This window comes from Siminovitchia sp. FSL H7-0308, assembly GCF_037980985.1.
GTDB classification, from domain to species: domain Bacteria; phylum Bacillota; class Bacilli; order Bacillales; family Bacillaceae_C; genus Siminovitchia; species Siminovitchia thermophila.
In genome coordinates, this window is record NZ_CP150282.1 from 1,790,044 (window position 1) to 1,803,197 (window position 13,154).

Here is a 13,154-nt window from a genome sequence, read left to right on the forward strand (position 1 = left end):
TGTCCAACTTGGTAAAGAATTGTAAAATGAATCAAGGCCCGCACCGTGATATAATGACCTGTAATAATGACATTTGCTGATGAAATGAGTGACAAAATCATGAGTTTTAATACACAATCAATGATTTTTACGATATATGGCGATTACATTCGTCATTATGGCAATAAAATCTGGATTGGAAGCCTGATTCGGTTGTTAAAAGAGTTTGGACATAATGAGCAAGCGGTAAGAGTCGCCGTATCAAGAATGGTCAAACAAGGATGGCTTCAATCAGAGAAGAAAGGCAATAAAAGCTACTATTTTTTGACGCCGCGGGGCGTTAATCGGATGGATGAAGCGGGCCGAAGGATTTTTAAGCTGGACCCCCATGAATGGGACGGGAAATGGCGTATGCTTATGTATTCGATTCCGGAAGAAAAGCGGCAAATCAGGGATGATTTGCGAAAGGAACTGCTTTGGAGCGGATTTGGCAGCTTTACGCACAGTTGTTGGATCTCGCCGAATAACCTTGAAAAAGAAGTAAAACTATTAATTGAAAAGTATGAGATCGAAGAATTTGTAGATTTTTTCATTGCCGATTACTTAGGGCCGAAGGATAATATCCAACTTGTCAGACGCAGTTGGCCACTGGAAGAGATCGAAGAAAAATATGAGTCGTTCATCACGGCATATGGAAAACAGTTTATCGTCCACCAAAGCCTTATACATGAAGGGCACATGTCCAATGCCGATTGCTTTGTGGAACGGACTAAGCTTGTACATGAATATAGAAAATTTCTATTCATAGATCCCGGTTTGCCGAAGGAACTGCTGCCGTCCATGTGGAACGGCAACCATGCCGCATTGCTTTTCAGGCAATACTACCAGTTGTTGGCAGAGCCCGCGAGCGAATTTTTTGAGAGTGTTTTTGAAAAAGGGAATGATTTGCGAAAGAAAGACAAATCATATGACGCCAATGATCATCCGTATATCGTCAACTGAAAACAGAGTCACCGCCGGTTTGGTTTTGGCGGTGACAACAGCGGGTTATTTGGCCAGCGCTTGATATTCTTTTCCTTTTTGAACGTACGTATCGATCGATAACTGGATCAGCTCCAAGTCCTTATCGTTCAAGCTCCGTGTCACCTTGCCGGGTGATCCGACAACAAGTGATCTGGGGGGGATTTTTTTGCCTGAAGGAATTAAGGTGTTGGCGCCAATGATGCACTCTTCGCCGATTTCTACATTATCCAAAATGGTGGAGCCCATTCCTATAATAGAGCGTTTTCCAATTTTACACCCATGTAGAATAACGTTGTGCCCGACCGTTACTTCATCGTCAATGATGGTTGGAAAACCCTCATACATATGAATGGTGGAATTATCTTGTATGCTGCATCTTTCTCCTATATGTATCGGGCCCTCATCTCCGCGCAAGACGGCATTAAACCAGATGGTCGACTCTTTTCCAACCGTCACATCACCGATGAGATACGCTCCCGGCGCGATAAAGACGGACGGATCTACCTTGGGACGATGGTGATGGTAATTGATTTTCATTTTTCTCCCTCCACAACATGAAATCGTTCTCTTTCTATTATAACGTTATTTGAAAGAAGGTACAGAAAATTGAAACAAGCATGTGATACTTTGTCTATTCAATATCCAATTATTCAAGGCGGCATGGGTAATATCAGCAATGCCATTTTGACTTCCGCCGTCTCCAACGCGGGCGGGCTGGGAACAATCGGCTGCGGTACGATGAGCCCTGATGAAATTGAGCAAATCATCTCGGAAACGAAGAGAAGGACTGAACAGCCGTTTGCGTTAAATATCGCACTTACCGTCTCTGACTATGTCGATGAAATCATTCAGTTGGCGATCAAACATAACGTTTCCGCTATTTCTTTGTCGGCTGGGAATCCAGCGCCCTATATCCCGAAACTAAAACAAAACGGTATTCGGACCATTGTCCTTGTCGCTTCGGTGCGTCATGCGCAGAAAGCGGAAAAGGCAGGCGCAGACATACTCGTTGCAGAAGGATATGAAGCGGCAGGAATCAATTCTTCGTTAGAATTAACAACTTTTACCCTTGTGCCCCAAATTGTGAAAAAAGTGGCCATTCCCGTCTTTGCAGCCGGCGGAATTGGAGATGGAAAAGGATTGGCCGCGGCGTTGATGCTCGGGGCAAGCGGCGTTCAGATTGGAACGAGATTTATAGCAACCGCGGAAGCGCCATTTCACCCACTTTATAAAGAAAAATTATTAAAAGCGAATGGAGAAGATACACAAATCTTAGGCCGTTCTTACGGCAGGGCCAGAAGGGTGTTAAAAGGAGCGTATGTCGAGCAACTGGCCAACCTTGAGAAAGAAGGAATGACATTTACAGAATTCCAACAGAAAACATCTGAAAAATATCACATTAAAGGGGCAATGGATGGCGATTTCGACAATGGGTACGTCAATAGCGGCCAAGTTGCCGGATTAATTGATCATGTTCCGAGCGTACGGGAATTATTGGAAACCATAATAAGTGATGCAAGTTCGCAAATGAAAAAGATTGCAACAGATTTCAGGTTTGATTAAGATTTGCATGTAAAAATTGAAACCTTTAAAATAGGGGTAATTGTTCCATTGAGGGGGTAGGGAATTTAAGATGAGTATACATATTGCCGCTCAGCCGAATGAAATAGCTGAAACGATTCTATTGCCGGGTGATCCGCTTCGGGCCAAGTATATAGCTGAAACATTCCTGGAAAATGTTCAATGTTATAATGAAGTCCGTAATATGCTAGGTTTTACCGGTGAGTATAAAGGAAAGCGAATATCGGTTCAAGGAACCGGGATGGGCGTCCCATCCATTTCAATTTATATTCATGAGTTGATGGAAAGCTACGGTGTACAAAACTTAATCAGAGTTGGAACATGTGGCGCCATCCAAAAAGATGTGAAGGTGCGGGACGTCATTTTGGCCATGTCCGCCTCAACAGATTCACAAATGAACAAGCTTACCTTCGGAGGTATTGATTATGCTCCAACGGCATCGTTCGACTTATTGAAAAAAGCGTACGATGCGGGGGTAGAAAAAGGCTTGAATCTCAAAGCGGGCAACGTTTTTACGGCCGACATGTTTTATAACGATAACGCCGATCACGAAAAATGGGCGCGTTATGGCATACTGGCGATTGAGATGGAAACAGCGGCGCTGTACACACTTGCTGCGAAATTCGGAAGAAATGCTTTAGCGATTCTGACAGTCAGCGATCATATCTTAACAGGAGAAATGACTACATCGGAAGAGAGGCAAATGACATTTAACGACATGATCGAAGTGGCATTGGATGCTTCCTTGCGTTAAGCATGGATTAAAATCAGTATAGACATCATAGGCGAGAGGGCCTCTAGTACGCCACTCGCCTACACTTATTTTTCTTAGTCAATTGTCAACATGTTTTATATCGTTAACCTTTGAATTCTTATTTTCTTTATTTGAACGTTTTTTCCTTAACATATTAAAGCCGTTGGCATCATCTGCATCAGTTCAAACCCCTTTTTACCAAACATGTATTTCATATTCTCCTTATTTCCTTTCAATCTACATTTTGATATAGTTGCTAAACAGGTTTTCTATGAAAAACCAAGATCAAAATGCTCCAAAGCCATTAGTATCGTTTTTTTCCATCAACATAAGCCTCCCCAATTCTTCATAACTCGATTTCATTCGCCCTTACATTAACATCTAACACCTGCCACGCTCAGATTAGATTAACGGCCAAAATTTTGTTCAAAAGAGAGCTAGCCGCGCGGTAAATATATCTAGACAACTCATGATCGCTTATTCTCTTAAAGAAATCACATCACGATGAAAGGCCAATGAAGCAGCTTCTTTGACAGATTAGATGTTAAAGGGGATATATCTTCAAATGCGTATGATTCCTTATCCGTCTTAACAATCCTGATGGGCGCTCTGTCTTAATGCTTTACTTTTTAGTAGTCAAGCAACGCTAAAACAAATTTCTATGAATAGACCTCTGAGTCCACAAATCAGTGCCCCAGGAGTTGGACGCTTTAATACTTGGCGCGTCCTTTATTTTCTTTTAAACCTTGGTTTGCTTTTTTTCACTTCTTTTACTTTGCCCGCAATGGAGCGTAATAATAAAAGGGCATTATTCATATATAAAAAACAACGAGTTGTTTACACATGTCCGTTGCAAAATAAACCCTTTATGATGTAGACTAGTTTAAGTGACTCATAAGCAACGAGCAAAATATTGCTGACAGAGAGCGACGCTGTCAAAGGGAAGAACTTGTTAAATTACGACTATTAGTCCCATACTGGGAATGACATGATCGAAGTTGCATTGGGCGCGGCTGATAACAGCGACTGTTAAAATGCAATTACAAATAGAAGTGAGGCTTTTTATGAAAAAACATGTGAGCATTCTGGCTATGACCGTTTTACTTGGTGGATGTGCTTTGGCGGATGATTTGGCAGAAAACAAGGACAAGACAACAACGCAAACCGAACCGCCTAAGGACCAAAAGCCTGGGAGCGAACCTGTTGACGCTCAAAAAGAACAACCCGCCAATCAAGCTGATCAAAACCGTGGGGAGAAGCCTGAAAAGGACCCGGTTGACCCGGACTTAACATTGGAAGCAGCCTATTTCAACGAAATTGTAGAAGCCAATGGCAAAAAAGAAATTGCCAATCCCGATAATATACTCGTACTCGTCAATAAGGAATTCAGTTTGCCGGCAGGGTATGCGCCGGGCGATTTAGTTCGGCCCAAAGTGGCTTTTTCATTCGGGGAGCAAGATATCGAAAAAAGCTATTTGCGAAAAGAAGCTGCGGAAGCATTAGAACAAATGTTTCAGGCTGCAGCTAAGGAGGGCATTCAATTATATGCCTCTTCCGGATATCGCTCATATGGACGCCAACAAGCCATTTTTCAAAATGAGATCGAGCAAGTGGGAGAAGAAAAGGCCGCCCAGGTTGTGGCTATTCCAGGTAGCAGTGAACATCAGACAGGACTTACCATGGACATCACGAGTGAATCAGCCCAATTTGCCCTGTCGGAGAAATTTGGCGAAATGAAAGAAGGAGAATGGCTTAGAAACAAGGCCCATTTATATGGTTTCATCCTGCGTTATCCGAAAGGAAAAGAAAATATAACCGGATACAGCTACGAACCGTGGCACTTCAGATATGTGGGCAAAAAAGCAGCCAAGGTGATTTTTGAACGCAATTGGACATTGGAAGAGTATTTTGAGAATGTCGCGAAGATATAACGTCTTTTTCTGTTTGCCTTTTTCAAAGGCGTTTTTTTAGTTTGAAAACAGCCGGCAGTCGCGTCTATGTCTTTACGGCGCCGGATGAAAATTGATAAAATAAAGATACATATATGTAAATGGCTTTTTAATAAGCCCAGGATAGAAAGTGGTGAGATCATTGGAAGAAGACCAAAACCAGGTGAACAAAAGCCCGCAAAACAGCAGCTTTATCCAAATAAAAAAATTCAGATTCATCATATTGATTTTCCTGACCGTGTTGGCAACGGCCGGCATTACCATTCTGGCCCTCTCTTTTGCTAATAACAAAGCAGCAAGTGTGGTCATGCAGGAACGGAAAGAGTTCCATAAATTATATGAAGCCTATGACGTCATGAAAAAGCAATACTTTGCAGACGTAGACGAAGAAGCATTGGTTGATGGGGCGATTGATGGAATGGTGAAGTCACTGGATGATCCTTATTCTGATTATATGACCAAGGAAGAAAGCGAGAAATTCGAGGAAAGCATTACATCATCTTTTGAAGGCATCGGGGCGGAAATTCAAGAAATAGACGGGGACATTGTCATCGTTTCTCCCGTTAAAGGGTCTCCCGCTGAAAAAGCCGGCCTAAAACCAAACGATAAAATCGTTGAAGTCGATGGCAAAAGCGTACAAGGCATAAGCGCCAATGAAGCTGTTCTTTTAATTCGCGGAAAAAAAGGGACGAAAGTAACCTTATCCATCATTCGGCAAGCAAGCGAGGATCCGATCAAAATAACGATTACTCGCGATGAAATTCCGATGAATACGGTTTACCCGGAAATGTTGGAAGGCGGGATTGCCAAAATTCAAATTACAAGCTTTTCCACCCATACGGATAAGGACTTAGAAACAGCGTTAAAAGAGATGGAAGAAAAAGGGATGAAACGTTTAATTCTTGATTTAAGAAAAAATCCAGGCGGACTGCTTGAACAAGCCATCGATATTTCGAACATGTTTGTGCCTGAAGGCAAAACGCTGTTCCAAGTGGCATACAAAAACGGGCAGGTTGAAAAATACGTCGCGGAAGATGGCAAAAAGATTACCGTTCCAACCGTCATATTAATTGATGAAGGTAGTGCCAGCGCCGCTGAAATATTGGCTGCAGCCGCCAGCGAATCTGCCAATATCACGCTGGTTGGAAAAACATCCTTTGGAAAAGGGACAGTACAACAGGCGGAAGAATTTAAGGATGGATCCAATCTCAAATATACGATGGCAAAATGGCTGACACCGAAAGGAAATTGGATTAATGAAAAAGGGATTGAGCCCGACTATCCCGTCTCACTGCCGGAATATGCAGACCTTCCTTATATTAATCCTGAAAAGGAATTAAAAGAGGATACGGCCGCATCTGATGTAAACACTGCTGAACAAATCTTGAAAGAATTAGGATACAATCCCGGCAAGGTTGATTCATATTTTGATCCAGATACAAAAAGGGCTGTAATGGAATTTCAAAAAGCAAATAACATAGAAGTAACAGGTGTATTAAGCGGAGAAACAACCGTTACTCTAATGACGAAAATCCAGGAACATCTTCAGAAAAACGATCCCCAGTTGAAAAAAGCTGTGGATATATTGCAAACAAAATAACAGGGGGCTTTCTAAAAAGTCCAATTTAGAGCTAATGCACTAAAATGTAAAACCCAAGAATGTTGATTTACGGCAATCTTGGGTTTATTTTTTTAGTTTTCAAGCTGCGATGTTATTTTTTGGACGGCCCCGTTCAAAAAGTCATCTAGAGTGAAGTTACCACTCAAATAGACACTTTGTTGTTAAAACTTATTCATACATGCCAGTCACTGCAACCTTATGAGACTTTCTCTAAGGTTGCGTTTTTATTTTCCATTTGGCGTAATCTTTGATCATATTGTCGCGAAACAGTTTTCAGGTTCGCTACCAACAAAAAAGTTCATTGTGTAATGTAAAATAAAAATACAGTGCTTTGCAATGAAGTTAACGAAAGTTGCAAGAAAAAAATACATAGTCGTTTAGTTTAAACCAAGATTTGATATGGAGTAGAGTGTATAGTATCCTCCCAGTCGGCAGAACCAGTTGTTGAAAATGCTGGCTTTTTGACTCTAGTACTATACGCGCAAGTAGTTCCATGTCAAATCTATGTATAAACCATTGCAACACTCTGTACTAAACATTAATAGGTTTAATGCTCATCAAGTACCTGAAAAGAGAAAGCGGCATGCTTACATTTATAACTTTTTACTCTTCTTAGTCAATCATGGATACCCTCACGAGGACCCGGCGTCTACATTGATAGATGTTCGCCGGTTTTTTACGGATTATAGGTTGAGATTTTCCATCGCTATAGACATACTACCAGTTCACACTAGTGGTTAAGCATCCAATATCTATTAATTAGTGATAGATGTTAAAGCAATGTTTTTTTAAAAACATATAAAGATAATGAAGCTTGTAAATAAATAATAGGAGGAAGTAAAGATGAGTTATAATGAAAAATGTTGGAATTTTCAAGATGCTTTTTGGTATTTAGGCCAAGTGTTTACAGATTTCTGTCATTCGTTATTAAAATGTAATTCCCACTTAACATCAGGACCACTTAACAGTAATATAAATACAAAAAGTATGATTGCCAGGGTGAATAATTTAAACGATTTGGATGTTTTTGTACATTTGAAAGTGACCATTAATGATGACGTAGATGAAACATTCCAACCTTATTATTGTCAAACAATAAGGGTCCCCGCATGTTCACACGCTTTATTTAATGTGATCGATGCCACAGATTTTAATACATCGCGCGGTTATACAGTATGGTTTGAAATATATTTCGCACATCCAGGTCCACATATTGACCCTGCTTGCGACAATGTTCACGTCTACTTTGCAGAACGTTCTGACCTACCAGATGTCACAGTTGCAAACAGTCACATTCTTACAGAAATCCTCCATAAACAATTTATTCCTCATGATGCAGCATGTACTATTCCTTGTCCGGAACAGGTTAAAAAAAAGATTGGGTTGACGACGCATGATGATCATGTATTACCAGAGTGTTCATTAGATGATGTCAGTTGTAAAAAAACATCGGAAAAAGGAAACATGTAAATAAAAAGTTAATTCGGTTAATAAAACTGTAGAGATTCTAAACTAAAGCTGCGTAAGTGAGAGATTGCAAGGCTCTTGCTAAGTTGCTGCATATAAAATGCTGTATGCCGAAACAAGTTTAAATGGGAGATTTATAAAAATGGGATAACCAAATGCTCCTGCTATAAGTAGTTATCCTAACAAATTCTTTTCATTTTATTATAAACGTTGTGCCATGTTTCTACGTTCTTATGGAAGTGCCTGTTTTAATCTGCGGATACCTTCTTCAATTTCCATGTTAGAATTTCATAACTTAATATGATTTTATTGATATATTGTTGTTTAATTGTATGAAGTTAAACAGGATAAATATTCCTATATCATATCGTTTACCATATGTTCTGAGAACTTATTTTAATGCATATCTTTTTGAATCGCCAATTTTAGCACCAAACTCATTTGCTAAACATTTTCTCACATAATTCCGCCGTATCTTATCTATTTTCTTCCGCCTGATGATAAACCTTTCGTTTATCAACAGATTATTTTGGTGCGTGAAAAGTTAATTTATCCGATCATTCTGATAATTGTTTGGCTTTTCTTAAAATGTGAGGACTTTTAACCAGAAAAGTGGTTGATAATGAATAATGACCCGCTATAACGAAACGGGTCATTGTTCGCCATATTTTGCAAATGTTCTTTCCTCTTCGATTAATCCGCAAGTCCCACATTGGACTCTTCTTTCAGGACCATTGTAAATAGTATGCAGTGGGCCTGCGTCAGCCTCATGATCATATTTTTCGATGATATCTCCGGTTTGCGGATCGAGCTTTACCGCATGGACAACTTGTTCAATAATGTTGAACCTGGAACGATTCGTTTTGCAACTTGGACAGCGATATTTTGTACTCATAGGAACCTCCTTTACTTATAGAATAACCGAAGAAAGGAAGTTTTATACTATGAATGGCGTTGACGCAAACGCCAGGATCAATAAAACAGCGGTCACATTTGACATAAATTTGTAACAAACGTAACACAATGCGCTCTTTTCTGAGTTTGTCAACCGTCATATTTTAGTAGTTTTTGGTTATAGTATACGGCAAATGGAAAACTTCATTTAAAATAAGAAATAGAAAAAAGTTGTCTGATTGCATGTTGGGGAATTTCTGCCGAAAGCAGACAATGCCCATGGCAATTCCTCCCTGAAATATTACAAAAATCGCATGTTACTATAATAGCGGAAAAAGAAAACAGGGAGGAAAACAGAAATGAAAAAGCTTGTCGTATCAGCTGCAGCAGCAGTTGCGTTGATGGCATCCCCTCTAGCAGGAGGAACAGCAGATGCCGCACAACCTAATTCAGGACAACAAAATGGAAAGGTGTATTATTTCTACCAAACTGGTGATTTTTCAAAAATGAATGATTGGTGCAAGCAGCCTTATCATAAATTCACACCAAAGAAAAAAACTTGGAAACAAGCTCCAAAACAAAAACAACCAGCCAAAAAGGAGCAAGCACAAACACCTGCGCCTGCACCGGCTAAACCAGCACCAGCACCTGCACCAGAAAAACAACCTGGTAAACAAGAGGAGCAACAACCAACAGAGCAAAATGGTTCTCAATTGAGCGCCTTTGAACAAAAAGTGGTAGACTTAACGAATGCAGAAAGATCAAAAAATGGTTTGGCCCCGCTAAAAGTTGATTTGGAGCTCAGCAAAGTGGCTCGTGAAAAATCAAAAGACATGGCAGCCAACAACTATTTTGACCATAACAGCCCAACACATGGTTCACCATTTGACATGATGAAAAAATTCGGAATCAGCTACCGTTCAGCAGGTGAAAACATCGCCATGGGACAGCGTACACCAGAGGAAGTAGTACAAGCCTGGATGAAGAGCCAAGGTCACCGTGAAAACATCTTAAGCAGCAGCTATACACATATCGGTGTCGGCTACGTTGAAAATGGAAATTACTGGACACAACAGTTTATCGGAAAATAAGCAAATAAAAATGAAACACAAAGAACGAACCGCTAGGAAGAAGCAGGTTCGTTCTTTTTTTGAATATGCCGCAGACGAAACGATAAAGTGAATGCGCCGACTGCCAGCCCGGAAATCAGGCCAAACCAAAAGCCAAACGGCCCCAGTGCGGTATAATTGGCCAGTACATAGCCGAGAGGAAGTCCGATGACCCAAAAGAAATCAGCGCCATGATAAAAGTGGCAAAGTAGCCTGAATGGAATGAGCAGTCTTACGCCAATCAATCATATTTTCAATGTCAATCCGCCGTTAGAATCCGATCTCTTGAAATTTGAAAAGTACTTTTGCGATTGAGCAGGTTTACGTACTTTTTATAGCGGAGCAAATATAAAACAGAGCGGCTTCAGTCCTCTTGAATAGAGAGCCGAAGCCGGGTATATTTTGATAATTTAACAGTCTTTTTAAGCTTCCATCTGCTGCGATTCTTCCTCTTTCAATGATTGCCTCATTAACGCCATCGTATATAAATCTTTTGGAACCGCGTAAAGATCATAGATATATCCAGTGGCGTTCAGCTTTTGAAATACGTCTTGCTTCGTTTCATTGGCCTGCAAGACGTAAGAAAGCTTTTCGGCAGCCTTTTTCGAACGGATGTTTTCCTTGCGAATTCTCATATAGACCGTTTCAATATTCCGGTCGAAAAATAATTCTTTGAAAAAGGCGTCTTTTGCCAGACTGTTATAGCCTTTGCCATGAAATGGCTTGCCAATCCAAGTGCCCAAAAAACCAGTATTGCCTTCAATGTCATACAAATTAATCGTTCCAATCGGATTTTCCCATTCATCCAGAATCGTTCTGGAGATTAACTCTCCGCGTTCTTCCGCTTCGATTGTCTGCTTTGTCAAAAAGACGTATTCATCATAGGAAAAAGCTTTTTGACGCACGTAAGGGAAGACATCGGGATGCGTCATCAAATCAAATAGAATCCGGCATTCATGCCCGTTTACTTCACGTTTCTTGAGCATTTTGAACCCCTCCTGCCCAGGGCAGGTGTGGTGTACGATCCTGCCCTCGAAATTTTTTAAAAGATGCATAAAAAATTTCGGGGTGGGAATCGAACCCACTAAGACCAGCCAAGAAACAGGGCTGGTGGCGCACCATTTGCCTTCCCTCAATTATGAGCTGTATGTTCTTGTGAATTGAAATTCTACAAATATCATACAAAAAAAAGTTCTATTTGGATATACCAAGTTTGTAAGTTTTTCGTAAATTATTTTCTCTTTATCGACACATATTTTGCAATGAGATATTTTAATAAGAAGTATCCTAGTAAAACATATAAAGCGATCGCGATAATGGGTTTCAAGTAAGCCCCGGCAATTGCTCCTATTTGTTCCCAATGGGCGCCAAGTTCCATGCCAATGAATAGAAATAAAATAGTCCAAGGGATCATTGCGGCCATCGTATAGATCGTGAATTGATAAAATGGCATTTTCGCGATACCTGCAGGTATGGAGATCGCATGCCTGATGACCGGGATGAAACGGGCAGTGAAAATGACGATCGTTCCATGGCGGTCAAACCACTTTTCCGCCGCATCCAAGTGTTTAGGTTGGATCAATAAATATTTCCCATAACGGTCAAAAAAAGGTCGGCCCCCGTATATCCCAAGCCAATATAAAAAAAGTTGCGCCATCGTTCCCCCAATGATTCCGGCAATAAAAGCCATTAAAAATGAAATTTTTCCAGCCGATATCAAATAACCGCCATACCCCAGAACAATTTCACTTGGAATCACCTCAATCATAAGCCCGATGGCGATACCCGCAAACCCGTACTGTCCCAAAAATTCCAAAAGTTCGACAACCCACCCGCTTGACATCCGCTTTCATCACCCCGCCCTATGAATCGCTAATCTATTCTATGCTCGTCCAAAAAAAATTATCATAAAGCTGAAACTTTTAAACGAGATATTCATAAAAATAATACATGCATAAAAAAACAGGAGGTATCATCATGGATACAGCTTCAAGCAACGAAAGAACCTTGGCAACAGCCATATATGTTACTAGTTTTTTCTCCGCGCTGATCGGACCGCTTATTATTTGGCTCATTAAGAAAGAGGATTCCGCTTTTATCGATTTTCACGGTAAGGAATATTTAAACTTTTTTATTTCCTATACCGTCTATTCAATCGTGGCATCCTTAATGATGTTCATTTTAATTGGATTTATTCTAGTGCCTATCATCGCCATTCTTTATATTGTATTTACGATTATCGCGGCAGTAAAAGCATACAATGGAGAAATTTATCGCATACCGCTTGTGTTCAGGATTTTAAAATAACGGTACCAGGGAAGCCTTCGACTCCAAGCAGGAGTTGGGAGGCTTCTTATTTTTTGTGAAGGGTCCTTTGAGTGTTTTTTTATACAGTAATGGGAGGGGAGGGATGCAAGTTGAATGCAGTCGGTCATTTTTTACAGGAAATGAGCATGCTTTTTCTAATGGCGTCGACAGGGTATGTTTGCAGAAAAAGAAACATCCTTGGCAAGCATACAACCGAGGTTTGCACACAACTTCTTTTGTATATAACATTGCCCGCATTGATCATATATTCCTTGAATATTTCATTCCATATGGATTTACTGACGGAATTTTCACGGCTTATATCCATGTCTGCTTATATTCCATTTATCAGCTCCTTGCTAGCTGCCTGGTTGAGAAAACGTTCCGGTCTGCCAGACACTAGAAAAGCCCTTATGAAGGCTTGAATATTTTCGGGAACCAGGATTTATTGGCGCTACGCCACTTGCTTC

General features: G+C 40.5%; 14 protein-coding genes. 9 read left to right on the plus strand and 5 right to left on the minus strand.

Going from position 1 to position 13,154, the window contains the following annotated elements; all coding sequences use genetic code 11:
* The first annotated feature begins 99 nt into the window (after positions 1–99).
* On the plus strand, positions 100–981 hold the full coding sequence (gene paaX, locus MHB50_RS08535) for a phenylacetic acid degradation operon negative regulatory protein PaaX (RefSeq protein WP_077113519.1): 882 nt from the start codon (positions 100–102) through the stop codon (positions 979–981).
* A gap of 45 nt (positions 982–1,026) precedes the next feature.
* On the opposite strand, the gene MHB50_RS08540 is transcribed toward paaX, so the two are convergent.
* The gene (locus MHB50_RS08540; RefSeq protein WP_077113390.1) at positions 1,027–1,539 is read right to left on the minus strand and encodes a gamma carbonic anhydrase family protein; all 513 of its coding nucleotides are present in this window, start codon (positions 1,537–1,539) and stop codon (positions 1,027–1,029) included.
* A gap of 69 nt (positions 1,540–1,608) precedes the next feature.
* On the opposite strand from MHB50_RS08540, the gene MHB50_RS08545 reads away from it, so the two are divergent.
* From MHB50_RS08545 to MHB50_RS08565, 5 genes are all read left to right on the plus strand, one after another.
* Positions 1,609–2,565 carry a DUF561 domain-containing protein gene (locus MHB50_RS08545; RefSeq protein WP_339163181.1) on the plus strand — a complete coding sequence of 319 codons (957 nt, stop codon included), beginning with the start codon at positions 1,609–1,611 and terminating at the stop codon, positions 2,563–2,565.
* Positions 2,566–2,635: 70 nt separating this feature from the next.
* Positions 2,636–3,337: a purine-nucleoside phosphorylase gene (gene deoD / locus MHB50_RS08550; protein WP_339163183.1), complete on the plus strand. Its 702-nt coding sequence runs from the start codon at positions 2,636–2,638 to the stop codon at positions 3,335–3,337.
* Between the two features lie 1,064 nt (positions 3,338–4,401).
* A complete protein-coding gene (locus MHB50_RS08555) occupies positions 4,402–5,268 on the plus strand; it encodes a M15 family metallopeptidase (RefSeq protein WP_339163184.1) in 867 nt (288 codons plus the stop codon).
* A 151-nt stretch (positions 5,269–5,419) separates the two neighbouring features.
* Positions 5,420–6,886, plus strand: coding sequence for a S41 family peptidase (locus MHB50_RS08560; protein ID WP_321189695.1), 1,467 nt, complete (start codon positions 5,420–5,422; stop codon positions 6,884–6,886).
* Positions 6,887–7,750: 864 nt separating this feature from the next.
* Complete coding sequence (locus MHB50_RS08565) at positions 7,751–8,377, plus strand: hypothetical protein (RefSeq protein ID WP_339163186.1); 627 nt, start codon at positions 7,751–7,753, stop codon at positions 8,375–8,377.
* Positions 8,378–9,026: 649 nt separating this feature from the next.
* Here the strand turns inward: MHB50_RS08565 and MHB50_RS08570 are convergent.
* Complete coding sequence (locus MHB50_RS08570; protein WP_077113396.1) at positions 9,027–9,269, minus strand: DNA alkylation repair protein; 243 nt, start codon at positions 9,267–9,269, stop codon at positions 9,027–9,029.
* Positions 9,270–9,627: 358 nt separating this feature from the next.
* Between MHB50_RS08570 and MHB50_RS08575 the strand changes: the two genes are divergently transcribed.
* Complete coding sequence (locus tag MHB50_RS08575) at positions 9,628–10,359, plus strand: CAP domain-containing protein (RefSeq protein ID WP_077113397.1); 732 nt, start codon at positions 9,628–9,630, stop codon at positions 10,357–10,359.
* Between the two features lie 32 nt (positions 10,360–10,391).
* Here MHB50_RS08575 and MHB50_RS08580 read toward each other — a convergent pair whose 3' ends face one another.
* From MHB50_RS08580 to MHB50_RS08590, 3 genes are all read right to left on the minus strand, one after another.
* Positions 10,392–10,622 carry a hypothetical protein gene (locus MHB50_RS08580; protein ID WP_077113398.1) on the minus strand — a complete coding sequence of 77 codons (231 nt, stop codon included), beginning with the start codon at positions 10,620–10,622 and terminating at the stop codon, positions 10,392–10,394.
* A gap of 177 nt (positions 10,623–10,799) precedes the next feature.
* Positions 10,800–11,363, minus strand: coding sequence for a GNAT family N-acetyltransferase (locus tag MHB50_RS08585; RefSeq protein WP_077113399.1), 564 nt, complete (start codon positions 11,361–11,363; stop codon positions 10,800–10,802).
* A gap of 245 nt (positions 11,364–11,608) precedes the next feature.
* Positions 11,609–12,220 carry a DedA family protein gene (locus MHB50_RS08590; RefSeq protein WP_077113400.1) on the minus strand — a complete coding sequence of 204 codons (612 nt, stop codon included), beginning with the start codon at positions 12,218–12,220 and terminating at the stop codon, positions 11,609–11,611.
* A gap of 134 nt (positions 12,221–12,354) precedes the next feature.
* Between MHB50_RS08590 and MHB50_RS08595 the strand changes: the two genes are divergently transcribed.
* Together MHB50_RS08595 and MHB50_RS08600 are read left to right on the plus strand one after the other, a co-directional pair.
* Entirely contained in the window at positions 12,355–12,684 is a 330-nt protein-coding gene (locus tag MHB50_RS08595; protein ID WP_077113401.1) for a DUF4870 domain-containing protein, read from the plus strand.
* Positions 12,685–12,794: 110 nt separating this feature from the next.
* Positions 12,795–13,109 carry an AEC family transporter gene (locus tag MHB50_RS08600; RefSeq protein WP_077113402.1) on the plus strand — a complete coding sequence of 105 codons (315 nt, stop codon included), beginning with the start codon at positions 12,795–12,797 and terminating at the stop codon, positions 13,107–13,109.
* Positions 13,110–13,154 lie beyond the last annotated feature (45 nt).